Annotated in this window: 28 protein-coding genes; 16 read left to right on the top strand and 12 right to left on the bottom strand. The window is 64.2% G+C overall.

The features are described 5' to 3' along the window. Positions 1-105 precede the first annotated feature (105 nt). The 5 genes from sdhC to CP557_RS22395 all read left to right on the top strand — a co-directional run bounded on the left by sdhC (position 106) and on the right by CP557_RS22395 (position 3,861). Positions 106-534 carry a succinate dehydrogenase, cytochrome b556 subunit gene (sdhC, locus tag CP557_RS02915; RefSeq protein ID WP_097378522.1) on the top strand — a complete coding sequence of 143 codons (429 nt, stop codon included), beginning with the start codon at positions 106-108 and terminating at the stop codon, positions 532-534. Beyond that, positions 534-899, top strand: coding sequence for a succinate dehydrogenase (locus CP557_RS02910; protein ID WP_097378521.1), 366 nt, complete (start codon positions 534-536; stop codon positions 897-899). The genes sdhC and CP557_RS02910 overlap by 1 nt, the downstream gene beginning before the upstream one ends. A 1-nt stretch (position 900) precedes the next feature. Further along, complete coding sequence (locus tag CP557_RS02905; RefSeq protein WP_097378520.1) at positions 901-1,779, top strand: succinate dehydrogenase/fumarate reductase iron-sulfur subunit; 879 nt, start codon at positions 901-903, stop codon at positions 1,777-1,779. A 2-nt stretch (positions 1,780-1,781) separates the two neighbouring features. Next, complete coding sequence (locus tag CP557_RS02900) at positions 1,782-3,620, top strand: FAD-binding protein (protein ID WP_097378519.1); 1,839 nt, start codon at positions 1,782-1,784, stop codon at positions 3,618-3,620. Between the two features lie 91 nt (positions 3,621-3,711). Next, positions 3,712-3,861: a hypothetical protein gene (locus CP557_RS22395; protein ID WP_169924329.1), complete on the top strand. Its 150-nt coding sequence runs from the start codon at positions 3,712-3,714 to the stop codon at positions 3,859-3,861. Between the two features lie 38 nt (positions 3,862-3,899). On the opposite strand, the gene CP557_RS02895 is transcribed toward CP557_RS22395, so the two are convergent. Continuing rightward, positions 3,900-4,094 carry a XapX domain-containing protein gene (locus CP557_RS02895; protein ID WP_097378518.1) on the bottom strand — a complete coding sequence of 65 codons (195 nt, stop codon included), beginning with the start codon at positions 4,092-4,094 and terminating at the stop codon, positions 3,900-3,902. A 270-nt stretch (positions 4,095-4,364) separates the two neighbouring features. On the opposite strand from CP557_RS02895, the gene CP557_RS02890 reads away from it, so the two are divergent. Further along, the gene (locus CP557_RS02890; protein ID WP_097378517.1) at positions 4,365-4,589 is read left to right on the top strand and encodes a MarR family transcriptional regulator; all 225 of its coding nucleotides are present in this window, start codon (positions 4,365-4,367) and stop codon (positions 4,587-4,589) included. A 288-nt stretch (positions 4,590-4,877) separates the two neighbouring features. On the opposite strand, the gene CP557_RS02885 is transcribed toward CP557_RS02890, so the two are convergent. The 3 genes from CP557_RS02885 to CP557_RS02875 form a co-directional block, all read right to left on the bottom strand. Continuing rightward, entirely contained in the window at positions 4,878-5,693 is an 816-nt protein-coding gene (locus CP557_RS02885) for an HD domain-containing protein (RefSeq protein WP_097378516.1), read from the bottom strand. Between the two features lie 76 nt (positions 5,694-5,769). Beyond that, positions 5,770-6,249, bottom strand: coding sequence for a redoxin domain-containing protein (locus CP557_RS02880; protein ID WP_097378515.1), 480 nt, complete (start codon positions 6,247-6,249; stop codon positions 5,770-5,772). A gap of 203 nt (positions 6,250-6,452) precedes the next feature. After that, positions 6,453-6,797, bottom strand: coding sequence for a BsuPI-related putative proteinase inhibitor (locus tag CP557_RS02875; RefSeq protein ID WP_097378514.1), 345 nt, complete (start codon positions 6,795-6,797; stop codon positions 6,453-6,455). Positions 6,798-6,903: 106 nt separating this feature from the next. Here CP557_RS02875 and CP557_RS02870 point away from each other — a divergent pair, with 106 nt between their 5' ends. Both CP557_RS02870 and CP557_RS02865 read left to right on the top strand, forming a co-directional pair. After that, entirely contained in the window at positions 6,904-7,668 is a 765-nt protein-coding gene (locus tag CP557_RS02870; protein ID WP_097378513.1) for a DUF2797 domain-containing protein, read from the top strand. Positions 7,669-7,796: 128 nt separating this feature from the next. Beyond that, complete coding sequence (locus tag CP557_RS02865; protein WP_097378512.1) at positions 7,797-8,189, top strand: hypothetical protein; 393 nt, start codon at positions 7,797-7,799, stop codon at positions 8,187-8,189. A 78-nt stretch (positions 8,190-8,267) separates the two neighbouring features. Here CP557_RS02865 and CP557_RS02860 read toward each other — a convergent pair whose 3' ends face one another. The 3 genes from CP557_RS02860 to CP557_RS02850 form a co-directional block, all read right to left on the bottom strand. Beyond that, entirely contained in the window at positions 8,268-9,974 is a 1,707-nt protein-coding gene (locus tag CP557_RS02860) for an ABC transporter substrate-binding protein (protein WP_097378511.1), read from the bottom strand. Positions 9,975-10,157: 183 nt separating this feature from the next. After that, positions 10,158-11,021: a phosphatase PAP2 family protein gene (locus CP557_RS02855; protein ID WP_097378510.1), complete on the bottom strand. Its 864-nt coding sequence runs from the start codon at positions 11,019-11,021 to the stop codon at positions 10,158-10,160. 8 nt (positions 11,022-11,029) lie between these two features. Next, on the bottom strand, positions 11,030-12,826 hold the full coding sequence (locus tag CP557_RS02850; protein ID WP_169924328.1) for an ABC transporter substrate-binding protein: 1,797 nt from the start codon (positions 12,824-12,826) through the stop codon (positions 11,030-11,032). A 319-nt stretch (positions 12,827-13,145) separates the two neighbouring features. Here CP557_RS02850 and CP557_RS02845 point away from each other — a divergent pair, with 319 nt between their 5' ends. The 5 genes from CP557_RS02845 to CP557_RS02825 all read left to right on the top strand — a co-directional run bounded on the left by CP557_RS02845 (position 13,146) and on the right by CP557_RS02825 (position 16,177). Then, positions 13,146-13,424 carry a ribonuclease P protein component 4 gene (locus CP557_RS02845; protein ID WP_097378509.1) on the top strand — a complete coding sequence of 93 codons (279 nt, stop codon included), beginning with the start codon at positions 13,146-13,148 and terminating at the stop codon, positions 13,422-13,424. 94 nt (positions 13,425-13,518) lie between these two features. Continuing rightward, complete coding sequence (locus CP557_RS02840; RefSeq protein ID WP_097378508.1) at positions 13,519-13,767, top strand: YhbY family RNA-binding protein; 249 nt, start codon at positions 13,519-13,521, stop codon at positions 13,765-13,767. Beyond that, on the top strand, positions 13,764-14,687 hold the full coding sequence (locus CP557_RS02835) for a mechanosensitive ion channel family protein (RefSeq protein ID WP_097378507.1): 924 nt from the start codon (positions 13,764-13,766) through the stop codon (positions 14,685-14,687). The genes CP557_RS02840 and CP557_RS02835 overlap by 4 nt, the downstream gene beginning before the upstream one ends. A 142-nt stretch (positions 14,688-14,829) precedes the next feature. After that, positions 14,830-15,204, top strand: coding sequence for a TlpA family protein disulfide reductase (locus CP557_RS02830; RefSeq protein ID WP_097378506.1), 375 nt, complete (start codon positions 14,830-14,832; stop codon positions 15,202-15,204). A gap of 100 nt (positions 15,205-15,304) precedes the next feature. Beyond that, positions 15,305-16,177 carry a hypothetical protein gene (locus tag CP557_RS02825; protein WP_097378505.1) on the top strand — a complete coding sequence of 291 codons (873 nt, stop codon included), beginning with the start codon at positions 15,305-15,307 and terminating at the stop codon, positions 16,175-16,177. A gap of 67 nt (positions 16,178-16,244) precedes the next feature. Here the strand turns inward: CP557_RS02825 and meaB are convergent, their stop codons facing one another. Both meaB and CP557_RS02815 read right to left on the bottom strand, forming a co-directional pair. After that, positions 16,245-17,336, bottom strand: a complete 1,092-nt coding sequence (gene meaB, locus CP557_RS02820; protein WP_211290231.1) for a methylmalonyl Co-A mutase-associated GTPase MeaB — start codon at positions 17,334-17,336, stop codon at positions 16,245-16,247. 2 nt (positions 17,337-17,338) lie between these two features. Beyond that, on the bottom strand, positions 17,339-17,755 hold the full coding sequence (locus CP557_RS02815; protein WP_097378503.1) for a cobalamin B12-binding domain-containing protein: 417 nt from the start codon (positions 17,753-17,755) through the stop codon (positions 17,339-17,341). Between the two features lie 243 nt (positions 17,756-17,998). On the opposite strand from CP557_RS02815, the gene CP557_RS02810 reads away from it, so the two are divergent. Beyond that, positions 17,999-18,673 (top strand): HD domain-containing protein, encoded by a 675-nt coding sequence (locus tag CP557_RS02810; protein ID WP_097378502.1) that lies wholly within the window; start codon positions 17,999-18,001, stop codon positions 18,671-18,673. A 117-nt stretch (positions 18,674-18,790) separates the two neighbouring features. On the opposite strand, the gene CP557_RS02805 is transcribed toward CP557_RS02810, so the two are convergent. The 3 genes from CP557_RS02805 to CP557_RS02795 all read right to left on the bottom strand — a co-directional run bounded on the left by CP557_RS02805 (position 18,791) and on the right by CP557_RS02795 (position 23,039). Next, positions 18,791-19,471 (bottom strand): LysE family translocator, encoded by a 681-nt coding sequence (locus tag CP557_RS02805; protein WP_097378501.1) that lies wholly within the window; start codon positions 19,469-19,471, stop codon positions 18,791-18,793. A 160-nt stretch (positions 19,472-19,631) separates the two neighbouring features. Further along, a complete protein-coding gene (locus CP557_RS02800; RefSeq protein ID WP_097381506.1) occupies positions 19,632-20,279 on the bottom strand; it encodes a class I SAM-dependent methyltransferase in 648 nt (215 codons plus the stop codon). 228 nt (positions 20,280-20,507) lie between these two features. Next, positions 20,508-23,039, bottom strand: coding sequence for a DNA topoisomerase I (locus tag CP557_RS02795; protein ID WP_097378500.1), 2,532 nt, complete (start codon positions 23,037-23,039; stop codon positions 20,508-20,510). Between the two features lie 291 nt (positions 23,040-23,330). Here CP557_RS02795 and CP557_RS02790 point away from each other — a divergent pair, with 291 nt between their 5' ends. Together CP557_RS02790 and CP557_RS02785 are read left to right on the top strand one after the other, a co-directional pair. Then, positions 23,331-24,794 (top strand): MATE family efflux transporter, encoded by a 1,464-nt coding sequence (locus tag CP557_RS02790; protein WP_097381505.1) that lies wholly within the window; start codon positions 23,331-23,333, stop codon positions 24,792-24,794. 163 nt (positions 24,795-24,957) lie between these two features. Next, a complete protein-coding gene (locus CP557_RS02785; RefSeq protein WP_097378499.1) occupies positions 24,958-25,887 on the top strand; it encodes a sulfide-dependent adenosine diphosphate thiazole synthase in 930 nt (309 codons plus the stop codon). Positions 25,888-25,898 lie beyond the last annotated feature (11 nt).

Raw genomic sequence — 25,898 nt, 5'->3', positions numbered from 1 at the left:
CTGCTAGATGGGCGCTGGCGGTCGATATTCCGATAGTAACGTCTTTACGAGTAGTGCGAACAGTAACTACTATACTACTTCCACGCCAAACCCCGGATAGAGCGCATGAGTAATTCTTACAACCGCGGAGTGGTTGAGGACTTCGGCAGGTGGAAAGAATTTTCCGCTGGAATGTGGGCATGGATTCTTCATAAGTTCAGTGGGTGGATTCTCATTGGTTATCTTTTTATGCATATTCCAGTGTTGAGCACGTCTATCGGCGCTGTAAACGGCGATCCAGCGGCGATCCAACAGCAGACTGACGTCTACACGCAGACAGTCCGGGGACTCGAGGGCCTCTTCATAATCAGACTGATGGAGGTCGGGTTACTCTCTGTCGCTGTTTTCCACATCTTGAACGGTGTCCGGTTGTTGATGGTCGACTTAGGTGTCGGTCTGGACAGTCAAGACAAGAGTTTCTATGCCTCGGTGATGCTGACGGGTGCGATTACCGTCGCGAGCGTCCCGACCTTCGTCTCCGGGGTGGGAATCTGATGGCGGAACGCTACTCCTCGTTTACGCCCGGCGGCACGCGCTGGTTCCTCCAGCGGGTCACGGCGGCGTTTCTGGTGATCGTTCTCGCCTTCCACTTCTTCCTCTTACACTTCGTCAACCACGCCTACGAGGTAAGCTTCTTGGGTACTCAGGCCCGAATGCAAAACGTTGGGTACCTATTGACAATGGTGTTGTTCCTGATCACCGCTACCTTCCACGGTGTCAACGGCGTCTACAACGCGCTGGTCAACCAGGGGTTGGAGGGAACGCAAAAGAAGGCCGTTCTGGCAGTGCTGGTCGTTGTCAGCGTCGGACTCGTCGCGCAGGGAACCTACGTCGCACTCACGATGAACGGGATGATCTAATATGAGTACACAACAAGCCGAACCCGAAAGCCAAGAAGCACCGGAAGACCCGGAGATGAAAGGCGCGGAGTCGCCCCAGGAGCGGCGACTCGAGGAGAAAGACGACGGGATGATTGACGAACGCGCCGAGAAAACGGCCGAACTCGAGGGGGAGACGGTCCTCATCAAGGTGTTCCGCTACGATCCGGAGGTCGCGGACAAGCAAGAGCCCCGGTTTGACGACTTCCACGTCCCCTTCGAGAAGGGGATGACCGTCCTCGACGCGGTCATGTACGCGCGTGACGAGTACGATTCTTCGCTTACCTTCCGACACTCCTGTCGGCAGGCCGTCTGTGGCTCCGACGCCTTCTTCGTCAACGGCAGGCAGCGGCTGGGTTGCAAGACCCAGATCTCGGACCTCGAGCAGCCGGTTCGCATCGAGCCGCTTCCCCACCAGGAGGTCGTCAAGGATCTGGTCGTCGACATGGACCACTTCTACGATCAGATGCATACGGTCGAACCCTACTTCCAGGACGAGGACACCCCCCCGACCGATGATCTCGAAGAGCAGCGCCAGACCCCGGAAAACCGCGAGAAGATCAAGATGTCCTCCCGGTGTATCTGGTGTGGCGCGTGTATGTCTAGTTGTAACATCGCGGCCGGCGACAACGAGTATCTGGGCCCCGCAGCGATCAACAAGGCCTACAAGTTCGCGATGGACGACCGCGAGGGCGAAGAGATCAAAGAGCACCGACTCCGCATTCTCGAGCAGGAACACGGCGTCTGGCGGTGCCAGACCCAGTTCTCCTGTACCGAGGTGTGTCCGAAAGACATTCCGCTCACCGAGCACATTCAGGAGCTCAAGCGGGAAGCAGTCAAGAAGAACCTGAAATTCTGGTAACTATGCACGAACACGACGTTATTGTGGTCGGCGCCGGCGGCGCCGGCCTCCGAGCCGCGATCGCAGCGCACGAAGCGGGAGCCGACGTGGCGATGGTCTCGAAGCTCCACCCCGTCCGCAGCCACACTGGCGCGGCCGAAGGTGGCATCAACGCCGCGCTCCAGGAGGGCGACGACTGGGAACTCCACGCCTACGACACGATGAAGGGGTCGGACTACCTCGGCGACGCGCCGGCAGTCGAGACCCTCGCCCAGGACGCCCCTGAAGAGACGATCAACTTAGAGCACTGGGGGATGCCCTTCTCCCGCGAGGAGGACGGCCGGGTCTCCCAGCGACCGTTCGGCGGCCTCTCGTACCCGCGGACGACCTACGCCGGTGCGGAGACGGGACACCACCTGCTACACACCATGTACGAGCAGGTCGTCAAGCGAGGCATTCAGGTCTACGACGAGTGGTACGTAATGGACCTCGCGACGACCGACGAGGCGGACCCGAACGACCGCGAGTGCCACGGCGTCGTCGCCTACGACGTTCAATCCGGCAACATCGAGGGCTTCAAAGCGAATCAGGGCGTCGTCCTCGCGACCGGCGGCCCCGGGCAGGCGTTCGATCACACTACCAACGCCGTCTCCTGTACCGGCGACGGCCACGCGATGGCCTATCGGGCGGGTGCACCGCTCGAGGACATGGAATTCATCCAGTTCCACCCCACTTCGCTGCCGTCGACGGGCGTCCTCATCTCCGAGGGGGTCCGCGGGGAAGGCGGTATCCTCTACAACAGCGAGGGCGAGCGGTTCATGTTCGAACACGGCTACGCGAACAACTCCGGGGAACTCGCCTCGCGGGACGTCGTCGCCCGCGCCGAACTCACCGAGGTCGACGAGGGCCGGGGCGTCGAGGACGAGTACGTCCACCTCGACATGCGCCACCTCGGCGAGGAACGCATCATGGACCGCCTCGAGAACATCCTCCACCTCGCGGAGGACTTCGAGGGCGTCGACGGCCTCGTCGAGCCGATGCCGGTCAAGCCCGGCCAGCACTACGCGATGGGCGGCATCGAAGTCGACGAGAACGGCCAGACCTGCGTCGACGGCCTCTACGCCGCCGGCGAGTGTGCCTGCGTTTCCGTCCACGGCGGCAACCGACTCGGCGGGAACGCCCTGCCGGAACTGATCGTCTTCGGCAAGCGCGCCGGCCGCCACGCCGCCGGCGACGACCTCGGCGAGCCGAAGATTCGGACCGGCTACGGCGACGACGTCGAGGACGAAACGGAGACCGAACTCCCCGTCGCGCCCGGCGAAGCGGGACTCGGAACGAGCGGTGGCGTCGCCGCGGACGGTGGCGTCACTGCCGACGCCGAGGGGATTCTCGAACGAACCGTCGAAACCGCACGTCAGCGCGTCGACCGCCTGATGGACAAAGACGACGGCGTCCAACACGCCGAGATCCGCGCGAAGCTCCAGCAGGCGATGACCGACTACGTCAACGTCTTCCGGACCGAGGAGGGCGTCAAGAAAGCCTTGCGGATCATCCGCGAGTGCCGCCAGGAGTACCAGGACGTCTACGTCGACGACCCCTCGCGGACCTTCAACACGGACCTCCAGCAGACGATCGAGACACGGAACCTGATCGACGTCGCGGAGTCGATCGCACTCGGCGCGCTCGTGCGCGACGAGTTCCGCGGCGCACACTGGCGCAAGGAACACCAGGAACGCAAAGACGAGGAGTGGCTCAAGCACACGCTCATCTCCTGGGACGACGGCGAACCCTCGATCTTCTACCGCCCGGTCATTCTCGAGGGCCAGAACAAGACCTACGAGCCGAAAGAGCGCAGCTACTGACGACGGCGCAGCCGTTTTCGTTTTCCAGTAATCGAACCGGTGCTCGCTGCGAGTAGAATCCCTTAAACCGTTCCCGACTCATGCCATCCGTATGAGTACCGTCTCACTGCTCGTCGTCGCGTCTTTCCTGGGCAACTCCGTTCTGGCCGGCCCGCTGCTGTTCATAGCGGTAGTGTTCTCGCCGGCGGCGGTCCTGCTGACGCTCTGGATGCTCATGCAATTCTTTTTCAGTAGCGAGTAAGCAGCCTGAGGACGCGGCCAGCGGACACCACTCGATCCCTACAGTCCGAGCACCTCGAGCAGATCGACGCCGATATCGAAATACTCGATTATCCTGTAGCCGACGTAGATCCCGACGATACCCATGATTCCGGGGAGTTCAGGTGGGGCAGGGATCGGAACGTTGAAGAACCGGAACAGTGCGCCGGTCAGCAACCCAGTCAGCAGCGCGAGAACAGTGATTTGGGTCGACATTGCGTGCGCTAGTGTTCTCGAGTGAGTCCACAAAAGCAGTCCGTCCGAGTCACCCCCGTACAGTGGGATTGTGATGAGTTAGCACGAATTGCCTCCTCACGACGATTGCCTATACCCGAGACCGGCCACTCGAGAGGCCCGCTCGCAGTTCCGGCGGACATTCGACGATTGACGCATCTCGTATCGACGCGCGAAGAAGCCGTTGTCCTGCCCGGTTTTCGACGATCGTTGTAGATGACTTTTATTATCGTCGAAGGACAGGCGTGGAGTATGAATCGAACAGCGACGACGGACCTCGACGTATCGATTCCAACCGATCTCGATTCCGCACGAGCGAAACTCGTCTACCTGTACGTGGCTGCAGGAAACGGTGCAACCGCGGACGAGCTCCGTGACGATCTGGCGGTGACGAAGGGAACCGTCCTCTCGATTACCGGCACGCTTCGGGACCACGGGTATCTCGAGCGGCAAAACGGGCGATACGAGATCGCCTGAGAGGAAAGTACCCACGCCGAACGGCCGGGTGCGAGTTCCGAGCAGTGCGAGGAACTCGCGACTCTACGGAAGAGCAAGCCCTTCCGAACATCGCGGAAACGAAGTGTCCGCTCAACGGGGGAGGGCAGGCATCTACCATTACCGCGAGCGACCAGAGGGGAGCAAGCGGGCCGACGACTGATGTGGAAGGCGCTCGACGAGCGCCTGGAACGGAAGGAGGAGTGCTTTTGATCGAAATTTTACGCTGCGAGCGCGACTACGTCGCGCTCTCGGTATAATTTCGTTGCTTTAGAGTTCGATCCGCTCGACTAACTGCTCGTGGTTTTCGTTCGTGTTGAGCGCGACGATGCGAATCTGGTCTTCGAGCCCGGAGTCCTCGAGTTTGGCCTTGAGGAGGTTGTCGACCTGGTAGACGCCGGCGGCGTTGGTCATCGCGATCTCGACCATGACGGGGGTGGTGTCGCCGGGCTGGAGCGAGACGCGCTTGATCGCCTGACTCGAGAGGGTGTTGATGCCGCGACCGCCGTACTCGTAGGGGATCCGCGAGCGACCGCTTTCCATGTCGAGGGCGTCGGCGACGCGGATGACGCCCGCCTCGGTGGTCAGTGGCGTCTCGGCCGTGTGATGACAGAGGATGGCGTGGAGGACTTCGCCTTTCATTCGGACGGTCTCGGCGACGTCGTAGAACTCGGGGAGGACTCGATCGAGGATGTCCGCAGCCAGCGGGATCGAATAGTACGCGTGGCTATCGCGGTGGACGACGTGGCCGACATCGTGCAAGGTGGCCGCGAGCGCGATGATGACCGATTCGTCCTCCTCGTCGAGCCCCTGCTGGCGCGCGCCGTTGAAATCGACGTCGCCCGCCTTGAGCAGGTCGTAGAGACACAGCGCCCGGTTGCGGACGATCTCGATGTGTTTCGTCCCGTGATCGTTGTACTGCATCCGATCGACCGCGTTGACGTTCTGTGCCTCGAGGTAGGTCGCGATCTCCTCGTCGTCTTCGATGAACTCGAGAACGGTATTCAATTTGTCGTCGGGAAAATTGTGATCGGCGTCGGGAGCATAGACGCGGCGGGAGGCCTCATCGGCGGCAGAGTCGCTCATACGTGACCCTCGGTTGCTGACTAAAAAAGCCCTGCGACGGGGGCGGGGAAAGGTGGTCGTCGGTATCGGTGCTGCGTTAGGAGAGGTCCTCGACTGCAGCCTGGACCTCGTCGTACTCGGGTTCGACGCCGGGGTCGTCGCTGACCCACGAGTACGCGATCTGGCCGTCGCCGTCGACGACGAACACCGATCGCTTGGAGACGCCGTAGACGCCGAGATCGGCGAAGTCCATCGCGATCCCGTAGTCGTCGATGACGTCCTGGTTGTAGTCGCTGAGCAGGCCGAACTCGAGGTCGTTTTGCTCGCGGAACTCGTTGAGCGTGAACGGCGAGTCACGGCTGACGCCGTAGACGGTGGCATCGAGATCGTTGAAGCCGGTCAGTCTGTCCTGGAACGCACACATCTCGGTCGTACAGACGCTGGTGAACGCACCGGGGAAGAACGCGAGGACGATCGGTGCTTCCGCCTCGAGGCGCTCCGACAGCGAAAACTCCTCGATGTCGCCGTTTGCGAGCGGTACGGTGAAGTCGGGGGCAGCGTCTCCAGTTGTTACCATCGACCGATCGTTGTGTGCAAGCCGGAAAGACAGTTTCGTTTGCGGAACAGTTCGGGGCTCGACGAGACACCTGTCGGTAGAGTTGACTGGAACCGTGACGGGACTCGCGCCAGATCCACTGCCCCGTGACCGTACTCCCTGTGGGCCGTCGAGACGCGACGACGTGTGTGCGTTCCCCTGACGGGTGCGTGCAAGCGTCGATACTACGACGGGACGGACACGTCGGTCCTCGCCTCGCAGGTCCCGTCTCGCGCTCGCAACGCCGCGACGGCGGTATACTCCCCTGGCACTGGATCGGACCACTCCGCCTCGTAGGTCGTCTCGTCACCCGGCGCGAGGGTTTCGGAACTGAGCATCTGTGCGAATACTCGCCCGTCGCTGAACCGCCAGATTTCCTCGTCGCCGTCCTCGAGTACGAACTCCGCGTTGCAAGCGTCCGAAAACTGGAGCGTGACTCGTTCGCTGCCCGAGTTGGTGACAGTGAAGACGAACAACACGGCGTCTCTGGGATCGTCGCCGGCCGTCTCGAGCGTTCCCTCGAGAGTCATATCGGGACGTTCGACTCCCTCGCGGATAGGTCTTCCCTCGGCCGTGATCGGCCAGCCGTCGCTGGAGAGCGCTACGTCTATCCGTCCCTGGTCCCTACCTGCCCCCGTGCAACTGGTCGGCTACGAGCCGAGCGGTCGGGGATCGTCGCTGCTGACGAGCGCCGGCAGTGGCGACATCGACCGCCGCCCGCTCGAGCCCGGAAACGACCTCGCCTACGCCTTCGGGGACCGTCACTGTGCCGGGACCATCGACGACGGCGAACACGTCTCCTGTGACCGGCCGTCGACTCCCTACTGTGAGTATCACACGAGCACGTGGGTCTGTGCCCGGTGTACCGGCACCTGCCTGAAAGACGAGATGGACTGTTACGAGGACCACGCGGTCTACATCGCGGCCTTCGCACCCGACACGTTCAAAGTCGGCGTCACGAAGCACCGGCGCCTCGAGACCCGCTTGCGTGAACAGGGAGCGGATCGTGGAGCCCACGTCCATACCGTCTCGAACGGCCGAATCGCCCGGGAACTCGAGGGCGAAATCGCGACGCGGCTGACCGACCGCGTTCGAACGGGCCCGAAGGTCGCGTCGCTCGCGGCGACGGTCGACGAGCCCGCCTGGACGTCCGTTCTCGCGGAGTTCGACGTGATCGAACGGTTCCGATTCGATTACGGGATCGACCTCGAGGCTCGGCCGGTCCGTGAGACGATCGCGTCGGGACGGGTCGTCGGCGTCAAGGGACGGCTGTTGGTCCTCGAGAACGGCGGGACGACCTACGCCGTCGACATGCGGGAGCTGGTCGGCCACGACCTCGAAGCGGGACGGACGGATCGCGACCTCCAGTCGTCGCTGGGATCGTTCGGATCACGGCCATAGTCCGAGGAGTCGACTCGTGCCGATCGTTTCCGACGGCGGTCCCCGACGGCCATCGTGTCACGATAGCAACCGTCACGGTCATCTAAGACATGGCAACCCTTTTCCCCGACGCAACAGAATCCGTTGGTATGACGGACGAAAACGAATCCACCGACGAAGACGCAGGCGACGACAGCGAGGAGAAATCCTTCCGCGAGCGAGTCGAGGAAATCCGCGAGAAGCGAGCCGAAGAAGGAGAGGGCGAGGGAGAGCCTCCCGAAAGCCCGTTCGGCGGCGGCGGTGGCGGCCCCGGTGGCATGGGTGGGAACCCGTTCGCTCAGATGATGGGCGGGATGATGGGCGGTGGCCCCGGTGGTCCGGGTGCGGGCGGTCCAGGCGCGGGCGGCCCGGGTGCGGGCGGTCCCAGCGCTCAGGAGGAGAGCAACGAGGAACTCGTCCGCGAAGTCCGACAGCTCCGGGACGAAATGCGCGACCAGACCCGCGCGCTAAAGCGCATCGCCGACGCGCTTGAGGATCAGTAACGACGACCCGTTCCGTTTTTCAGCGTTTTCGCTCACGACCAGTGAGACAGCCGGGGTTCGGTGCGGGATCGACGGGACTCACTGTCTGGCCCGAAGCCGGCCCCGATCGTCGTATCTGAACCCCGCCGCTTCGAACGCGGCTTTGGCCGAACTGACGTCGACCTCCCCATCCGAGCCCAGAAACGGCGTTTCCGGGTCGTATCCATCCCACTCGAGCTCAGCCGGCGTCCACTCGTCGGGGACCGGGCTCGCGATGGGGCGGGCACGACCGTCGAATATCTCGTTGCAGAGCCACTCCTTGTCGATCAGTTGTGCGACGACGCGACGGAACTGAAAGTTCCCGAACGGCGCTTTGCGCGTGTTGAACCCGAGGAAGTAGAACGTCCACGAGGGGGACTCGAGCAACCGAACGTCGTCCGATTCGGAGACGGTATCGACGAGGGACGCACGCAGCGGCAGACTCGTGACGTCGGCAGTACCCTCCTGGACGACCCGAGTCGCCCCCGTGCTGTCCGGATGTATCCTGAAGCGGCACTCGCCGACCGTCGGCTCCGGAAGATCGATGTCCAGGCGGCGGGTGAAGTGGTCGTCGAACCGCGTGAGTACCAGCAAGTCACCCTCGGTTCGCCGTTCGAATCGGAAGGGGCCGCTCCCGATTGGGGGAACGTTGTTGGCAACGACGCCTTCGGTAGTGCCCTGGGCAATAGTCGGTCCACCGGGACCCATCACGTCACTCGCCCGCTCTCGCCAGACGTGTGCAGGCAGGATCGGCACCAGAAACGCGCGTTCGCCGACCGTGTGGTTCGTATCCATCGTCATCTCGAGGCGGTTGGCATGAACGACGTCGATCGTCTCGATCGCGTCGGCTTGGGCTCGGAACCGAGGGGCCGGAGAGGGAACTTCGTGATTCCCGAGGGAAATGTCCTGCAGGAACTGATAGGTGAAGGCGACGTCGCCTGCAGTGACGGGTTCACCGTCGTGGAACGTACAGTTCTCGCGCAGGTCGATACTAACCGTGTTGCCGTCCCACTCCCAGGAACTGGCCAGCCACGGCTGGAGTGCGTTCGTCCCGTTTTGTGTCGCCACGGAATCGTAGAGCAACTCGATGATCGTCCCGCGACCGCGGTAGTCGGCTGCGATCGGATTGAGGTTTTCAGTCGGTCTCGAGTCCGTATGTGCAACGTTCAGTTGTTCGGCGGCCGCTATCGAGTCGAGGCCGAGATAGCCGTGGCGTGTCGCGAGATGACCCGCCTCCCAGTCGTCGAATCGATCCGTTCTGACCACCCGATGTTCTTCGGGGATGCAAATCGGAACGAACGGCTGGTCAGTTGCGATCGCGTCGAGAACCTCGGTGACGACCTTGCGACGGTCGTCCCCGTCGGCGTTCCGTTGTGCATCGAGGAGTTCATCGACATCCTGATCGGCGAATCCGAAGGGGTTTTGCCACCCCGATTCGTCGGCATACCGGGAGTACAACGCTTCGTAGAGGAAGTCGGGATCGGTTCCTCCCGGATGACAACCGACGCAGATGTCGAACTCGTGGTCGTACAGGACCGTGCGACGAAATTCGATTTCCGAGCGGACGTCGATGGAGACGTCGATTCCGACCGCTTCGAAGGCGTCCTCGAGTCGACCGGCGATCCGAACGCCCTGTCTGTCGGCATCCGCTGGAAGCGTGGTGATCGTCACGGAGAGCTGTTTGATATTGTCCGGCACGACGACGTCTCGAACCTGTCGAAGGCAGCCACTGGTCGAGAGTGTCGCTCCGGCCGTCGCCGCCAGCATCGCCCGCCGACTGAGGGGGCCGCGGTCGTCGCTGCGACTACGGTGGCTCGGGGCGACCCGTCTCCTGTTCATTTCGTTCGTCTATCATAGTGATGTGCCGCGATATAACAGTATTGCGCTCGACTCGAGGTGCCCTCGCTCGAGTCGACGGCCGTAACGGACGCCGATGGTGAGGCTCGGTCGTCACTCGTTTCCGTTCAGCCCACGTATCCGATCCTCGAACTGCTGTAACCGGTCCCTGAGCAGTTCCGACAGCGACCAGCGACCGACGAGTCGATCCGAGAGCACGACACAGAGCGCCGCAAGCAACAGTCCTGCGACCACGTCGATCCCCCAGTGAATCCCCAGGAACATCGTCGAAATCGCGACGCTGGCTGCCAGTACGACAGCGAGCAGGAACCACTTCGGGAACGTCGATCGGGTGATCGCTGCGAACGTCGCGACCGTCGCCGACAGCGAGGTGTGCAATGACGGGAAGACGTTGGTGTTGCTGTTGACTTCCCGGGTCAGGTACTGATATTGCGGATTCGTATCGTATAGCATCGTTTCCGCGACTTCGGATGGCATTACGTTTCGGGGACCGTACGCGATGACGAGAATATAGAGGACGAGCCCGATTGCGTAGTTGAGCGCGTATGCCGTCAACAACCGCCGGAATATCCGTGTATCGGAGAGGGTAAAGTAGAGGATGATCGGGAAGATCAGCAGGAACGTATAGCCATAGACGTAGATACTCGAGAAGTATGCGGTCGTCTCCGGGTTCGCGATCGACTGGAAGATCAGGATGAACTCCCCCTCGATATTGTAGAACGTCGCCGTCAGATGGCGTCCGATCTCTCGGGAGAGTCGCGGCGCTCGCTGTCTGGCGACCCGATTGATCAGCAAGACCACGAGCAACACGGCGATCGTCGGCGCGGACGTCCTGAGTCGGCTTCGCCACTCGGCGTGAGTCCGGACGAGGCGCTCACGACCGATGAAAACGGCGATCGAAATCGGGAGCAGTAGCCCGATAACGATAACGAGCTGAGTCAGCACCTCGGCGAGCATCGCATCTACTAGTCCTCAAGCAGCCGCCCGTTATCATCGTACCGAAACCCGGCGCGCTCGAACGCTGCCTTCGCTGCTTCGACGTTGAGGTCGCCATCCGAGCTGGGGAACGGCGTCACCGGATCTTCACCGCCCCATTCGAGACTCGACGGGATCCACTCGCCGGTGACCGGCGTCGCGGCGGGGGTCGCGTTCCCGTAGAACACCTCCTCGACGATCGCTTCTTTGTCGATCAACTGTGTGATCGCCCGGCGGAAATGCGAGTTACTGAACGGCGCATTGCGAACGTTAAATCCGACGTGATAGAACCGTCGAGACGGCGATTGCAGTCGTTTGACGGCCGGTGAATCGGGGATTGCAGGGAGCGAGTGGGTACTCAGCATCGATGCGGTCACGTCTGCATTGCTGTCCGCTACCCGACCGATCGAAGCGGCGCTGCCCGGATCGACCGTAAAGCGCAGTTCGTCGACGGTTGCCTCGGGCAACGCGACGTCGTCCCGTTGCGTGAAGTGATCGTCGAATCGCGTGAGAACGAGGGACTCCTCTTCGGTCCGCTCGTCGAACTGGAAGGGGCCGCTGCCGACGGGCGGAATATTGTCCGCAGTAACGACGGCCCACTCCCCCTGCGGTGCGGTGAATTCGCTGTCACTGGCGTACTGATCGACTCGCTTCCTCCAGACGTGTTCGGGCAAGATCGGAACGGTAAATGCCCGTTCGCCGACCGCTTGCTCGCCGGCGATCGTGATCGTCAACTCGTTGTCGCTCTCGACCGTGATCTCGTCGACGATGTCGACGTGACCCCGATACCGCGGCGCTGGTGACTGGATCGGGGCCCGTCCCAGCGACGTGTCCGCGAGGAATCGGTACGTGAACGCAACGTCGTGGGCGGTCACGGGTTCGCCGTCGTGGAACTGACACCCCTCGCGAAGCGTGATCGTCGCCGTCCGCGTTGCCGCTCGATCCGGTGTGGCGGTTGCTGCGTCCCTCGACTCCTCGGTCCACTCCCAGGACGTGGCGAGCCACGGTGTCACCTCGCCGCCGTGTTCGGTTCCCAACGAATCGTAGAGCAAGTCGATGGTCGTCCCACGGTTCCGGTACGGCGCCGAAAGCGGATTGAGGTTCGTCGTGAGCCGGCTGTCGGTCACGAGCGCGTGGAGGTCGTCGACGTCCTCGGCCGGCTCGAGCCCCAGATAGCCGTATCGGGTGGCGAGATCACCGTCTTCCCAGCCCTCGAACCGATCGGTGCTGGCGACGCGATATTCGTCGGGAACGCAGATCGGTTCGAACGGCTTCTCGCGTGCCAGTCCCCACAGGATCGACTCGATGCGTCGGTTCCGTTTCTCGCCATCGAGTTGGCGCTGTTCCTCCAGGAGCCGATCGAAGTACAGACGGGTGAAGCCGAAGGGGTTTTGCCACCCGGCCTCGCTGGCAAACGTCGAGTGGAGGGCCTCGTAGAGGAAGTCGGGGTCGTAATCCGCCGGATGGAGCCCGACGTAGATATCGAAATCGTGGTCGATCAGGACCGCGCTCAACATCTCCGATCGGGACCGCATATCCATCGAGACGCCGATGCCGACCTGCTCGAGGTGGTCCTTGAGTCGATTGGCGATTCTGACGTTCTGTCTGTCCGCGTCCGCCGGAACCGTCGTGATAGACACCGAGAGTTGATTGCTCCCGGCCTGACCGACGACGCTTTGGACGCGATCGACACAGCCGCCCGCGGTAACGGCGGCTCCCGTCGCTCCGGCAGCGAGGAACGAGCGTCTGCTGATACCGGCATCAGGTGGAGAGGGGGTCCAATTCATAGCGGGTTGTAGCACCTCCATTCATATTATATATATCAATATTGCGTACTACGAACAGCGACGTATAGGGTAATGAAAGTTTTCACTCACTGATGACATCGCCTTAATACCGACTACCGCCTGATATTAGGTCCCACGGCACCTACCGTCCTCGAACCGCCCGGCGGAAAGGCGTAATAAACGAAGCGGGGCGAACGGCGCCCGTTGCCGACGCTGCCGGTTACGGGGAGACGCTTGCTCCTCACCGTCGGTTCTCCACAGCGATCCGATTTCGTCCCGGGAGCGCAACATCAATACGGGGACCGACGAAAAGACGGGTATGGAGGTTGCCGCCGAGCGAATCGATCGGCTTCACGACCTCGCTCGAGCGGCGGCAGCCGACGGCGCGGACGATCGGGCTCGCTACTACGTCCGTCTCGCGCGGCGAGTCGCGGAGCGAAACCGGCTGACGCTCCCACGGGAGTTCCGCCGATTCACCTGCGATCGGTGTGATGCGTACCTCCGGCCGGGAGCGAACGCTCGCGTCAGATTGCAGGACGGCCACGTCGTGATCACCTGTGACTGCGGTGCCCACGCCAGATACCCCTACGAGGAGTGAGCCACGCGTCCGGTCGGTGTCGACGTGATCGGTCTCTCGAGTTGAAGCGTCCGAATCGGGAAGATTGAAGCCGCTTGATTCGTTACTCGGGGCCATGGATACACAGGAGCGCAAGCAACGAGCACACGATCTCGATGTGACCGTCTGGGTCGGGAAAAGCGGCATCGAGTCGGTGGTCGACGAGCTCGACGCTCAACTCTCGGATCGGGACCTCGTCAAAGTAAAATTCCTCCGTGCCGCTCGAGCGGGAAGTTCGACCGAGGAGAAGGCGGCCGACCTCGCTGACCGCGTCAATGCCGAACTGTTCGAGACGCGCGGCCACACGGCAGTGGTCTACCGATGAGCGTCGGGGCCGGGTCCGCCCCGCTGCAGGCGACGGAGCTCGGTCCGATCGGCAGCGCACTCGAGAACGCGGGGCTGACCGCAGCACAGGCCGGAACGGCCGAGGGAGCGATCCGGTTCGTCATCGCGCTGGTCGCGATCTGGGTCGTCGGCCGGCTCCTCGTCGTGCCACTCGTCACGCGGGCCATGAACAGGCGGGAGCTGGACGAACACGCCCAGAACCCGCTGTTGATGCTTACCAAGTTCGGCATCGCGTTTCTCGCGTTCGCGGTCGCGTTCAGCTTCGCTGGCTACGGGAACTTCCTCGTCTCGATGGCGGGCATCGCGGCGGCCGGGGCGCTCGCGGTCGGGTTCGCCATGCAGGACGTGATCGCTAATTTCGTTGCCGGCGTGTTCATCTACACCGACAAGCCGTTCCGCATCGGCGACTGGATCGAGTGGGACGACGGCACGTACTCTGGCACCGTCGAGGACATCAGCCTCCGCGTGACCCGCGTGCGAACGTTCGACAACGAACTGCTGACCGTCCCGAACTCGGCGCTGACCGACGGCGTTCTCAAGAACCCCGTCGACGCCAACAAGCTCCGTCTGAAGTTCGTCTTCGGGATCGGCTACAACGACGACATCGACCGCGCAACCGAAATCATCGTCGACGAAGCCAAGCGCCATCCGGATATCATGGACGATCCCGCACCCTCAGTCCGGCTGACGGAACTCGGCGACTCCGACGTCGGCCTCCAGTCGCGGTTCTGGATCTCGAATCCCTCCCGCGCCGACTTCGTTCGGACACGCGGGGAGTACGTCACCGCAGTCAAACGCCGGTTCGACGAGGAAGGAATCGACATCCCCTACCCCGTCCGGACGCTCGAGGGAGGGCTCGCACTCGAGAGCGGCCAGAGCATCATACAGCCGGCCGAATAACGCGACGAAACGGTTTTTCTCCGTCGACGGGGCGTGCGTTCCCGGTGCGTGCCAAGGGCTGGAGGCGACCGTCCGAAGACGTACAAGAATACGAACGGCCCGGAACACGGTTGTTAAGCCCGTCCGTCCGTAACGACGCCGTATGAGTCTCGAGACGATGCGGCCAAACCCGACCTGGGACGCGGCGTCCTACGAGGCGGCGGTCGAGACGCTCACGGCACACAACGACGAACTGCGATACAAGATATGGGGCGGCGACTGGTGTAAGGACTGTCGCGCCCTGTTACCCGATTTCGGCGCTGCCCTCGAGGCGGCCGCCGTCCCCGACGACCGAATCGAGGAGTTCGCCCTCGACGAGGACAAACAAGGACCCGGCGTCGAGGAGTACGACATCGAGTTGATCCCGACGATCGTCGTCGAAGACGACGACGGCCGGGAGATCACTCGCTTCGTCGAGGAGGAGGACGTACCTCCGGCCGTCTGGATCGCAGCGGAATTCGAGTCGACGCTGTCATAGCGGAGCCGATCCGCGAGGTGCCGGCTGTGTCCCGCTGAGGGACTGTCAGTCCGACCGGCAACATGGTTTCATGCCGGTCGTCGGTGTGGGACGTGCTGGTATGTACGACAGCGGCGACGATTCGATCGTGTCCCGACGGGCACTGTTGCGGGCGTCGGCGGGAACGGCCGCACTTGGGGCCGTCGACAGTGTCCGGGCCGACGACGGTGCGGGCCGAGGTGAGACGGCCCGACGGTTCGATGGGGACTGCCCGGACGCGACCATCGAGCCCGGAATGACCCACTGCGAGGGGGCGAGCATGGACGGCTGTGCGGACGACCACCCGGCGACGGTCGAACTTCAGTCGGCGGTCGCCGACGCACTCGAGCGTCGGTACCCCGACGCGGACGCGCTGATCGATGCGGGGTTCAAGCCGTATTTCGACACGCTCGAAACGGGGGACGACAGCTGGTCACACTGGCTCAGTCCGGAGTACATCGGGGACGACGCGGTGCTCGATCCCGAGCGGCCGGAGTCGGTCCTCGTCGACAACGACTCCTGGCGATCGATCGGCGTCATGTTCATTGCGACCGATGGCGGGGAGCCGGTCGAACCGCCGGCGGTCTACGGTACGGACGAGTCCGAAGAGCTGTGTTCGCCGTGGCACGCACACACGGGCCTTCCCGGACGGTTTGCGTGGTGGTACTACCGACAGGCCTACGAACGCGATTTCGAGGAGGGCGACCTCGAGTTTCCCTGTCGGACGCCCTGTATGTTACATGTCTGGACCGTCGATCACCCAGCGAGCATCTACGCACACGACGCACCCCCGACGGACGCCCGCGACCTGCCGCCTGCGGACGACCCCGCGTTCGAGACCGATGGGGTCCCCGGCGAGGACGAACTCGACTGGGACGTCCTGCCGGACGAACTGGTCCCGGAACGAACATCCGAGTCCATCGCCCGCCCGTTCGGGCTCGATCTCGGACGATAACGGCAGCGAAAACAGCAGGGCACGCTCGAGCGCGTGATCCCCGGTGATCGATGTCTGGACGGGACCGTTACTCCACGCTCGAGCCGTCGACGCCGGTCTCGAGGCGCTCGACGCAGGCCTCGACGGGTGCGAGTACGTCGCTGGCGATGGAGTACGGGTCGGTCTCGCCTTGGCGGACGGCTTCGGCGAGTTCGTCGACGCCGCCGCTGTCGGCGAGTTCCGTCTCGAGCAGGGAATGGACGTCCTCTCGCAGCAGCGTGCGGATCTCCTCGGCGTAGCGCTGGCGGACCTTCTCCGCGCGGGTGCCCGAATCCACGAGGTACGTTCGGTGATTCGCGAGTTCGTCGATAAAGTGCTCGACGCCGGTCCCCTTCGTCGCGACCGTTTCGACGATTGGTGGGGTCCAGCTCTCGTCTTCGTCGTCTCCGTCGGTGGCTCCCCAGTCGTCACCACCGCCGCCCATCGCACCGACGCCGTGGTGGCCGCCACCGCCACCGCCGGGACCGCTTTCCTCGCCCAGGTGGACCATCTCCCGCAGTTCCTGGACGGTCCGGTCGGCTCCATCGCGGTCGGCCTTGTTGACGACGAAGACGTCGGCGATCTCGAGGATGCCCGCTTTCAGCGTCTGGATGTCGTCGCCCGACCCCGGCGGAACGAGCACGGCGACGGTGTCGGCGGTCCGGACGATGTCGATCTCGTTTTGCCCGGCACCGACGGTCTCGATGATGATCTTGTCCTTGCCGAAGGCGTCCATCGCCTTGACCGCGTCCGCCGTCGCCGTCGAGAGCCCGCCCAAGGTGCCTCTGGCGCTCATCGACCGGACGAAGACGTCCATGTCACCGACCGTGGAGGCCATCCTGATCCGATCGCCGAGGACGGCCCCGCCGGTAAAGGGTGAGGAGGGATCGATCGCGATGATTCCGACCGTCTCGCCGCGGTCGCGGTACTCCTCTGCGAGCTTGTCGACCAGCGTCGACTTGCCCGCACCCGGCGAGCCGGTAATCCCGATCACGTCGGCGTCGCCCGTGTGGGCGTACAGTTCCGAGACGAGGTCGCGGTATCCCGGCGCCCGGTTCTCGATCTTCGAAATGACGCGGGCGAGCGCGCGGTGTTCGCCCGTCAGTAGCGCCTCGAGCAACGATTCGTCGTCCGAATCCATGCTCATCGCTGGGGCGCGTTCTCGCGGACGAACTCGATGGTCTCCTCGATCGAGGTGCCGGGGCCGAAGATAGCCGAGACACCGGCTTCCTTGAGCCCCGGACGGTCCTCCTCGGGGATGACGCCCCCGGCGAGGACGAGCGTGTCTTCTTTGGCACCGTACTCCTCGAGTCCGTCCATGATCTTCGGGACGAGCGTATCGTGGGCACCCGAGAGAATGGAGATGCCGAGCACGTCGACGTCCTCCTGGACCGCGGCCTGGACGATTTCGTCGGGGGCTTTGTGCAATCCGGAGTAGATGACCTCGAACCCGGCGTCCCGGAACGCTCGAGCGATGACGTGGGCACCGCGATCGTGACCGTCGAGACCCACTTTGGCGACGAGACATCGGATCGACTCCGCTTCCTGTTCGCTGCTCATACCTCTCCGTTCCAGAGCCGACTGTTTGACTTTAACGGAAAATGGTGGGATTGCGACGGTCGGACCGCGGGTTTTCGAGTGCCAACCGACAACTGGACGGCGAGTGGCTGTCGGTCGGCCACGTCACATATTCATACGTGACTATCACGTCTCATCGAAACCGGCCCGAACCAAAGGCTAAAGAACGAAACGACCGAACATTCCGTTAATGACTATCGTTCGTCTATTGCGGAGGGATCTATCGTGGGCGTTGAAATAAAGGAAACCCGAGTGACCGACGCGGAGTTCGAGGAGATGCAAGGGTTCGTCTTCGAGTATCTCGCCGCCAGCGTCGAAAAGGAAGAGGAAGGCGGTCGCATGCGCTGGTACCCCTGGCACTCCGCGGAATACCGGCACAACCACATCCTCAACGTGGTCGATCTCGCGACGGAGATCGCCGAGAAGGAGGGTGCCGACGTCGACGTCACCCGCGTCGCCGCCCTCTTCCACGACGTCGCCAAACTCGAGACCGATCAGGAACTCCACGCCGAGGCCGGCGCTCGCGTCGCCCGCGAGTACCTCGAGTCCCGTGCCAACTACCCCGAATCGTTCATCCAGCAGGTGTGTCGCGCCATCGAACACCACTCCTATCAGGGCGATCTGACCGACGTCGCACTCGAGACGCAGTGTCTCATCGAAGCCGACATGCTCGACAAGGTCGGCGCGAACGGCACCGCACTGATGCTGTTGCGGATGGGGTATGAGTCACGCACCCACATGGACTGCGACGAGATGATCGAGCGGGTCCTCGAACGCGGGTACGACGCCGCCTCGCGCGTCCAGAGCGATACCGCCGAGAGCATCGCCCACCAGCGCCTGAAACGCGTCAAGTGGTTCCGCGAGTGGCTCGAGGACGAGATCGCCGCGCTCGGCGAGTAGCCGCCGGACGCAGTCGGTCGTGCCATCGGTCCCGCTCATACGGTTTGCTGTCCCGATCGACCGGTGGGACCGCAGGGCGGTCGCGGTCCCACTGGCACTGACTGACGGGAGACCGTATCAGAGGAGTCTGAGCGTCCCCAACGCGAGAAAGAGGAGACCAAAGCCGACGAGGACGACCGCGCTCAGTGCGGCAACGGCCGGCGCAAAGGCGTCGACGCGTCGACCCGCCGCGTCCAGGGCGGCCGGATAGGTGACGATCCAGACGGCGATCCCGCCGAAGAAGCCGATCAGTAGCGCCGGCGACCCGGTCCGGACGACCAACGTCCCGGCGAGCGCCTGCCCCACGGCCGGTGCGTACGCAAGGACGTCGAGGGTTCCCGGCTCGAGGAGGCCGACGCCGACGGTGAGCCAGAAGCCGATCTGGTAGGGGTTGGTCAACGAGAGGACGAACGTCTTGCGAAACCCCGTCGCTGCGGCCCGGCTGGCGTCGGTAAACGACGTGGCAGCCCTCGCGTCGCCGATCGCACCGACCGCGAAGTACAACATGAGACAGCCCCCGGCCAGGTAGAGCGCGGGTCGAACGGCCGGAACGCGATCGAGGACGGCCACGATGCCGGCCAGCGCGAGGACGAAGAAGATCGCGTCCGCGAGCATCGCACCCAGCCCGGCCCGGAAGCCGGCCCGCCAGCCCCGGACGACGCTTTCCTCGGCGATGATCGCGTTCATCGGCCCCGGCGGGGCCGCGAGTGCGAGGCCGAAGATCACGCCAGCCAGTGCCGTGACGACGAGGGACGCCATGGGATCTCGATCTCGGCACCGGTGTGTGAAAAACGCAGCGAACTGCCCTGAGAACGCCATTAGGGGCGGAAATATCGTCGCGTCTCCGCTCGTGAGAGCGCTCTCGAAAGAACGGTCCAGCGCTTCGCCGTCCGGAAACTGGTTCGTGGAACGGCGTGTCTCACCGGGACGTGCCGTCCGAGTCAGCGACGGACTCGTTCGGATACGACTGCCGACCACCGCTCGAGCGTCGCGCGACGAGCGTCGCCACGGCGACAGTCTCGTCGGCGTCGTCCCCGTCGCCCGCGATCGGCCGCCGTCGTTCCTCGTAGGAGAGGACCGTCAGGTCGAGACACGCCCGCAGCAGGTCGTTCGATCGATACCGGTAGCGATCGCTCGAGGGGCCGGCGACGGGGTCGCTCGAACGGAGGTGGTGTTCGGTGAGCAAGACGCCGCCGGGGGCGAGCGCGTCCTTGAGATCGGGCAGCCACTCGAGGGCGGCGAAGAAACTCACGGTGATCAGGTCGTAGCGCTGGCAGCCGGGATCGAAATCCGCCACGTCCGCACGGATCCAGTTCACGTCGACGCCCCGGTCGGCGGCCCGATCGCGGGCGCGCTCGAGTGCCACGTCGGACACGTCGACCGCGTCCACCACGTAGCCGTGTTCGGCGAGGAAGACGGCGTTTCGGCCGGTTCCCGTCGCGACGTCGAGCGCGCGACCGTCCGGAAGCGTCGACACTCGGTCCTCGAGTTCCGGAACGGGATCGTCGGGAAGTTCGGCGATGGGCGCTTCGTATCGCTCGTTCCACCGGTCGCGTGGGTCAGTCACGGGTCCGAACACGGCCGAGATCCGCTTAGTTCACCCGGCTCGAGTCACGGCCCAGCGATCCCGTTGGGTTCGCGCGCCGATCGACTCGCATCCGGCGAGACACCGTCGAGGCGCTCGGAGTCGTCGGCTCGGCCGCGTTCCTCGTCATGGTGACGCGGTCCCGCTACTCGCAACTGCCCGCCGTCTTCTCCTAGAGAGGGTGCAAACCGTCAAAACGCGGATCCGAACCTACGCCTTCGCCTGCCAACTGCGAATGCGATCGGCGCTGACGCCCTCGACGTCGTCCGCGACTGCGTCGGGGTCGGCGTCGGTCAGATCCTCGAGGTCCTCGATCCCCGCGTCGGCGAGTTTTTCGACGGTCTTCGCGCCGACGCCGTCCAGCGCCTCGAGATCGGAGCCCGACTCGCTCTCGCGGGCCTGGAACTCCTGGTAGTTACAGATCGGACAGCCCAGTTCCCAGGGCTCGTCGCCGCTGTGGACGACGAGTTCGGGCAAGTCGTGTTCCTCACAGTACTCGTCGGTGACCTCGATCTCGCCGCGCCGGGGCAGGGGTAGCGAGTACTCACAGTCGGGGTAGCGCGTACAGCCGACGAGCCGCGACCCGCTCTGGAGCGTTTTGACCGCCAGTTCGCCGTCGTGCTCGTCGCCACACTCCGGACATGTGCCCAGCACCGGCCCCTCACCGGCATCCTCGGCCTTACAGAGCGGGCAACCGTGGACGAACGTCTGTCGACCCGCGAGCATCTTGACCTCGTTCAGGCCGTGTTCCTCGCACTCCTCCTCGAGGATGAGCGGTTTGCCGGTCGATGGCAGCGGCAGCGTGTTCTCACAGTCGGGATAGCCGTCGCAGCCGATGAAGTAGGAGCCGTGGCGGCTCCGGCGCACGAGCAGGTCCTCGCCACACTCGGGACAGGGGCCGAGTCGCTTGTCGTCTTTCAGCGACTTCCGGAGGTGGTCGCCGATCTCCTCGCGGGAGTCCGCGAGGTTCTCGAAGATCTCCTCGAGCATCTCGCGCGATTCGTCGGTCACATCGTCGAGCGTCGCCTCGCCGTTCGCGATGGCGTCCATGTCGGCCTCGAGTTGTGCGGTCATCTCCTCGCTGACGACGCGGTCGGCGTAGTTCTCGGCCGCGTCGACGACGGCCATCGCGAGTTTGGTCGGGCGCGGCGGATCGCTCTCGATGTAGCCCCGATCGTAGAGCTTCTCCAAGGTGTTGTGACGGGTCGACTTCGTCCCGATCCCCATCTCCTCCATGGTCTCGATGAGCCGCGACTGGCCGTAGCGACGGGGCGGCTGGGTCTGTTTGGCCTCGAGTTCGACGTCGGAGAGCGTCAGTTCCTCACCCTCGTCGACGTCGGGGACGTAGTTCTCAGTCGTGGAGAAGTACGGATAGACGTCGTGGTAGCCGGGCTCGACGAGGCGCTTGCCGTTCGCTTTGAGCCGGTAGTCGTCGACCTCGGCGACGACCTTGAGGTGTTCCCAGACCGCAGCCTCGGCGACGGTCGCGTAGAACCGCCGGACGACGAGTTCGAAGACCTCCCACTCGTCGTCGCCCACGTCGCCGCGGCTCGGGATCTCGCCCGTCGGGTGAATGGGCGGGTGGTCGGTCGTCTCCTCGTCGCCCTCCGTCGGAACGATCTCGTCGGCCTCGAGCAGCGACTCGGCGGACTCCCCGAGCGAGGAGTGGCCGACGAACTCGTCTAAGAGCTCCTCGGGGTCCAGATCGTCGGGGTAGACGGTGTTGTCGGTCCGCGGATACGTGATGTAGCCGGCGGTGTAGAGGTCCTCGGCGATCGACATCGCCCGCTTGGCCGAGTAGCCGATGGCACCGGCCGCGCGGATGAACTGGGTCGTGTTGAACGGCTCCGGCGGCGTGTCGGTGCGGGTCCGCCGATTGACGTCGACGACGGTCGCGGCCTCGCGGTCGGCGAGCGTCTCGTAGACCGCGTCCGCGGTGGCTTCCTCCCAGACGCGCTCGGCCTCGTTGTCGTCCTCGTCGCGGTAGAAGTACTGGGACTCGAAGGGCGTGTCGTCGTCTCGCGGTTCCTCACCGCTCGACGTCTCCGAGGCGCGTTGCGCCTCGCTCTTCGCGAGGTCCGCGAAGATCTCCCAGTAGTCCTCGGGATCGAAGGCTTCGATCTCGCGCTCACGGTCGACGATCAGCTTCAGCGTCGGCGACTGCACCCGGCCGACGGAGATGAAGTCGTTGCCCAGCTGGCCCGCGGACAGTGAGAGATAGCGAGTCAGCGCGGCCCCCCAGATGAGGTCGATGATCTGACGGGCCTCGCCGGCGGCCGCGAGGTCGAAGTCGAGTTCGTCGGGTTCGTCGAACGCGCTCTGAACTTCGTTCTCCGTGATCGAGGAGAACCGAACCCGGCGAATGGGGACGTCGTCGTCGACGTTCCGAACGATGTCGTAGGCCTCCTTGCCGATCAGTTCCCCTTCGCGGTCGTAGTCAGTCGCGATCGTCACGCGCTGGGCGCGACGGGCAAGCAGCCGCAACGTCGCGACGATGTTCTCCTTCGTCGCCGTCTTCTCGACGTCGGCGTCGATCAACTCGACGGGCTCGACGTCCCGCCAGTCGGAGTACTCCGAGGGGAAGTCCACGCCGACGACGTGCCCCGACAGCCCCACGCATCGCTTGCCGCCCCACTCGTAGACGTTGACGCCGTTCTCGCGGCTCGAGTCGTAGGTCCCGCCGCTCAGGATGTCGGCGATCCGGCGGGCCGCGTTGTCCTTCTCCGTGATTATCAGCTCCACCGCGGCTCACCTCCCGGGCCTCGAGTCTGCGGTCGCAGCGACAGCGGGCGAGTGTCGGTCATCGTGGCCCGTTACGATTGAGTTATTGATAACGTTTTCGCCAAAACCGGCAGACAGCGCGGGTGTGCGTGCGGTCGCGGGCTCGCGTGAGCGGGTGCGGTCGCGTGTACGCGAGGACCGTGCGGAGCCGGCAATCCACGCCAGCGGGCCGAGCCCTTTTACTGCGTGCGATCGAGGTTCGACGGAGAGTCACTCGTGGCAGCGCCGAATCGGGACCGCACGCGCGTCGACATGACGACGGGGGCGATCTCCCCCAAACTCCTCCGCCTCGCGTGGCCGCTGGTCCTGGGGAACCTCCTCCAGACCGTTTACAACCTCGCCGATATGTTCTGGGTCGGCCGCGTGAGCAGCGACGCCGTCGCCGCCGTCTCCCTGATGTTTCCCCTCTCGTGGCTGTTCGTCTCGACCGCGATGGGGATTACCGCCGCCACCATCGCGCTGGTCTCCCAGTACGTCGGTGCCGGCGACGATCGGACGGCCGACCGCATCGTCGCCCAGACGATCCTCCTCACGCTCGCCGTCTCGATCGTCCTCGCCCTCCTCGGGTTCGCCGCCCGACGACCGCTGCTCTCCCTGATCGGCGCTCGAGGCCCGGTCTTCCTCGAGGCGCTCGCCTACATCGAAGTGATCTTCCTCGCCTTGCCCTTTACCTTCCTCTTCTTCGCCTTCCGGGCCTCGCTGCAGGGCGCGGGCGATACGAAGACGGCCATGTGGCTCGTCTTCGTCTCGGCGGGATTCAACGTCGTCTTCGATCCGTTCCTCGTCCTCGGTTGGGGCCCGTTCCCCGCGATGGGGACGCGGGGCGCGGCCATCGCGACGTTCCTCTCGCGCGGGCTCGCGACCGCCGCGGGGATCGCGATTCTCCTCGATGGGGGATTCGGCGTTCGGCTACGACTCGGGGATCTCACGCCCGATCGAACACTTCTCACGCGACTGGTCGACATCGGCTACCCGGCCACGCTCGACGGCTGGGCCCGCAGCTTCGCGGCGGTGGCGATGGCCGGATTCGTCGCCCGCTTCGGGGCCGCGCCCACCGCGGCGTACGGGATCGGCATCCGGCTGATGTCGGTGACGTGGGCCGTCGCCGGAGCCGTCGGCCAGGCGACCGCGACCGGCGTCGGCCAGAACCTCGGCGCGGAGACGCCCGATCGAGCGGTCGCCGTCGCGCGAACGGCCACCGCGGCGACGATGGCGTTCATCTTCGTCGTCGCGGCCGTTCTGTACGCGTTCCCGGCGGCAGCTCTGCGACTCTTCGTCGCCGACCCCGCCGTCGTCACCGAGGGGATCGACTTCCTGCGAATCACCGCCCCTTTCTGGGCGCTGTTCGCCGGCGTGATGGTCATCCAGGGCGCGTTCCGCGGTGCCGGAAACACCCGCGAGGCCATGGCCCTCTCGATTCTCTCGCGGTGGGTCTTCCGGATCCCCCTCGTCGTCGTCCTCGCCTTTTCGTGGTCCGTGACGCTCCCCGGAACCGGCGTGACGGTCGCCGCCCTCGGGTGGGGCGTCGCGGGGATCTGGTGGGCCTTCGCCGTCGGCATGGTCGCGGCCTTCGTCGTGGCCGTCGCCTGGTTCCGGCTCGGAACGTGGAGCGAAGGCGTCATCGACGATGGCAGCACCGAGCCCCCCAGTGGTGACGGGACTCGAGACGGGCCGGCCTCCGGCACCGAGCGCGAGACGGATTTCGTCGACGACTGAACCGTCGAGTCGGTCCTCGGACGGCGGAACTCGGGTCTCCGACGACGATGCCGACGCGGTCATCGCCGAACGTATTCCCGCGCGAGAAGCCCACGAAAGTTGATTATATCTCCGATACTGGCTACGATAGACTTAACACTACTGAGTAATACCACCTAGTTGTATGAGCGAATTCGAGCAGTTCAGCCAGGTCGGCGAAGCCGACGTGACTCGTGCGATCGGACAGGAGTGGACCGAGGAGTTCATGGACTTCTCGGACTCGGACGTCATCATCGTCGGCGGGGGTCCCTCAGGGCTGACCGCAGCGAAGGAACTCTCCGAACGTGGCGTGAAGGTGATGGTCGTCGAGAAGAACAACTACCTCGGCGGCGGGTTCTGGCTCGGCGGCTTCCTGATGAACAAGGTCACGGTCCGGGATCCCGCCCAGCAGGTCCTCGACGAACTCGACGTCTCCTACAAGGAGTCCCAGGACAGCGAGGACCTCTACGTTGCCAACGGCCCCGAGGCCTGTTCCGGCCTCATCAAGGCCGCCTGTGACGCGGGCGCGAAGATGCAGAACATGACCGAGTTCACGGACATCGTCATCCGCGAGGACCACAAGGTGTCCGGTATCGTCATGAACTGGACGCCGGTCCACGCGCTGCCCCGGGAGATTACCTGCGTCGACCCGATCGCCGTCGAGGCCGATCTGGTCATCGACGCCACCGGCCACGACGCGATGGCGGTCAAGAAACTCGACGAACGGGGCGTCCTCGACGCGCCGGGCATCGCCGACGCCGAGGAATCCGCGACGGGAATGGACCAGACCGACGCCGATACGTACGGCGCACCCGGCCACGACTCGCCCGGTCACGACTCGATGTGGGTCGGCAAGAGCGAGGACGCCGTCGTCGAGCACACCGGCCTCGTCCACGACGGCCTCATCGCGACCGGGATGGCGACCGCGACGACCTACGGGCTTCCGCGGATGGGTCCGACCTTCGGTGCCATGCTCGTCTCGGGCAAACGCGCCGCGCAGGTCGCACTCGACGAACTCGAGGTCGACGCCGATCCCGTCGAGTTGACGTCGCGGGCCGCACCGGCCGACGACTGAACACGGTACCG

Source organism: Natrinema ejinorense (assembly GCF_002494345.1).
In the GTDB taxonomy this organism is placed as follows: Archaea; Halobacteriota; Halobacteria; order Halobacteriales; family Natrialbaceae; genus Natrinema; species Natrinema longum.
Note: the sequence above shows the minus strand (reverse complement) of the source record. Positions and strands in the feature narration are given on the sequence as shown.

Excerpts from the sequence above, each read along its gene's own strand:
- CP557_RS02815 (WP_097378503.1), bottom strand. The coding sequence starts at position 17,755 with ATGAGCAGCGAACAGGAAGCGGAGTCGATCCGATGTCTCGTCGCCAAA.
- CP557_RS02900 (WP_097378519.1), top strand. The coding sequence starts at position 1,782 with ATGCACGAACACGACGTTATTGTGGTCGGCGCCGGCGGCGCCGGCCTC.
- CP557_RS02895 (WP_097378518.1), bottom strand. The coding sequence starts at position 4,094 with ATGTCGACCCAAATCACTGTTCTCGCGCTGCTGACTGGGTTGCTGACC.
- CP557_RS02845 (WP_097378509.1), top strand. The coding sequence starts at position 13,146 with ATGGAGGTTGCCGCCGAGCGAATCGATCGGCTTCACGACCTCGCTCGA.
- CP557_RS02890 (WP_097378517.1), top strand. The coding sequence starts at position 4,365 with ATGAATCGAACAGCGACGACGGACCTCGACGTATCGATTCCAACCGAT.
- CP557_RS02865 (WP_097378512.1), top strand. The coding sequence starts at position 7,797 with ATGACGGACGAAAACGAATCCACCGACGAAGACGCAGGCGACGACAGC.
- CP557_RS02880 (WP_097378515.1), bottom strand. The coding sequence starts at position 6,249 with ATGGTAACAACTGGAGACGCTGCCCCCGACTTCACCGTACCGCTCGCA.
- CP557_RS02830 (WP_097378506.1), top strand. The coding sequence starts at position 14,830 with ATGAGTCTCGAGACGATGCGGCCAAACCCGACCTGGGACGCGGCGTCC.
- CP557_RS22395 (WP_169924329.1), top strand. The coding sequence starts at position 3,712 with ATGAGTACCGTCTCACTGCTCGTCGTCGCGTCTTTCCTGGGCAACTCC.
- CP557_RS02855 (WP_097378510.1), bottom strand. The coding sequence starts at position 11,021 with ATGCTCGCCGAGGTGCTGACTCAGCTCGTTATCGTTATCGGGCTACTG.
- CP557_RS02860 (WP_097378511.1), bottom strand. The coding sequence starts at position 9,974 with ATGCTGGCGGCGACGGCCGGAGCGACACTCTCGACCAGTGGCTGCCTT.
- meaB (WP_211290231.1), bottom strand. The coding sequence starts at position 17,336 with ATGGATTCGGACGACGAATCGTTGCTCGAGGCGCTACTGACGGGCGAA.
- CP557_RS02785 (WP_097378499.1), top strand. The coding sequence starts at position 24,958 with ATGAGCGAATTCGAGCAGTTCAGCCAGGTCGGCGAAGCCGACGTGACT.
- CP557_RS02825 (WP_097378505.1), top strand. The coding sequence starts at position 15,305 with ATGTACGACAGCGGCGACGATTCGATCGTGTCCCGACGGGCACTGTTG.
- CP557_RS02850 (WP_169924328.1), bottom strand. The coding sequence starts at position 12,826 with ATGAATTGGACCCCCTCTCCACCTGATGCCGGTATCAGCAGACGCTCG.
- CP557_RS02875 (WP_097378514.1), bottom strand. The coding sequence starts at position 6,797 with ATGACTCTCGAGGGAACGCTCGAGACGGCCGGCGACGATCCCAGAGAC.
- sdhC (WP_097378522.1), top strand. The coding sequence starts at position 106 with ATGAGTAATTCTTACAACCGCGGAGTGGTTGAGGACTTCGGCAGGTGG.
- CP557_RS02840 (WP_097378508.1), top strand. The coding sequence starts at position 13,519 with ATGGATACACAGGAGCGCAAGCAACGAGCACACGATCTCGATGTGACC.
- CP557_RS02905 (WP_097378520.1), top strand. The coding sequence starts at position 901 with ATGAGTACACAACAAGCCGAACCCGAAAGCCAAGAAGCACCGGAAGAC.
- CP557_RS02790 (WP_097381505.1), top strand. The coding sequence starts at position 23,331 with ATGACGACGGGGGCGATCTCCCCCAAACTCCTCCGCCTCGCGTGGCCG.
- CP557_RS02910 (WP_097378521.1), top strand. The coding sequence starts at position 534 with ATGGCGGAACGCTACTCCTCGTTTACGCCCGGCGGCACGCGCTGGTTC.
- CP557_RS02805 (WP_097378501.1), bottom strand. The coding sequence starts at position 19,471 with ATGGCGTCCCTCGTCGTCACGGCACTGGCTGGCGTGATCTTCGGCCTC.
- CP557_RS02885 (WP_097378516.1), bottom strand. The coding sequence starts at position 5,693 with ATGAGCGACTCTGCCGCCGATGAGGCCTCCCGCCGCGTCTATGCTCCC.
- CP557_RS02835 (WP_097378507.1), top strand. The coding sequence starts at position 13,764 with ATGAGCGTCGGGGCCGGGTCCGCCCCGCTGCAGGCGACGGAGCTCGGT.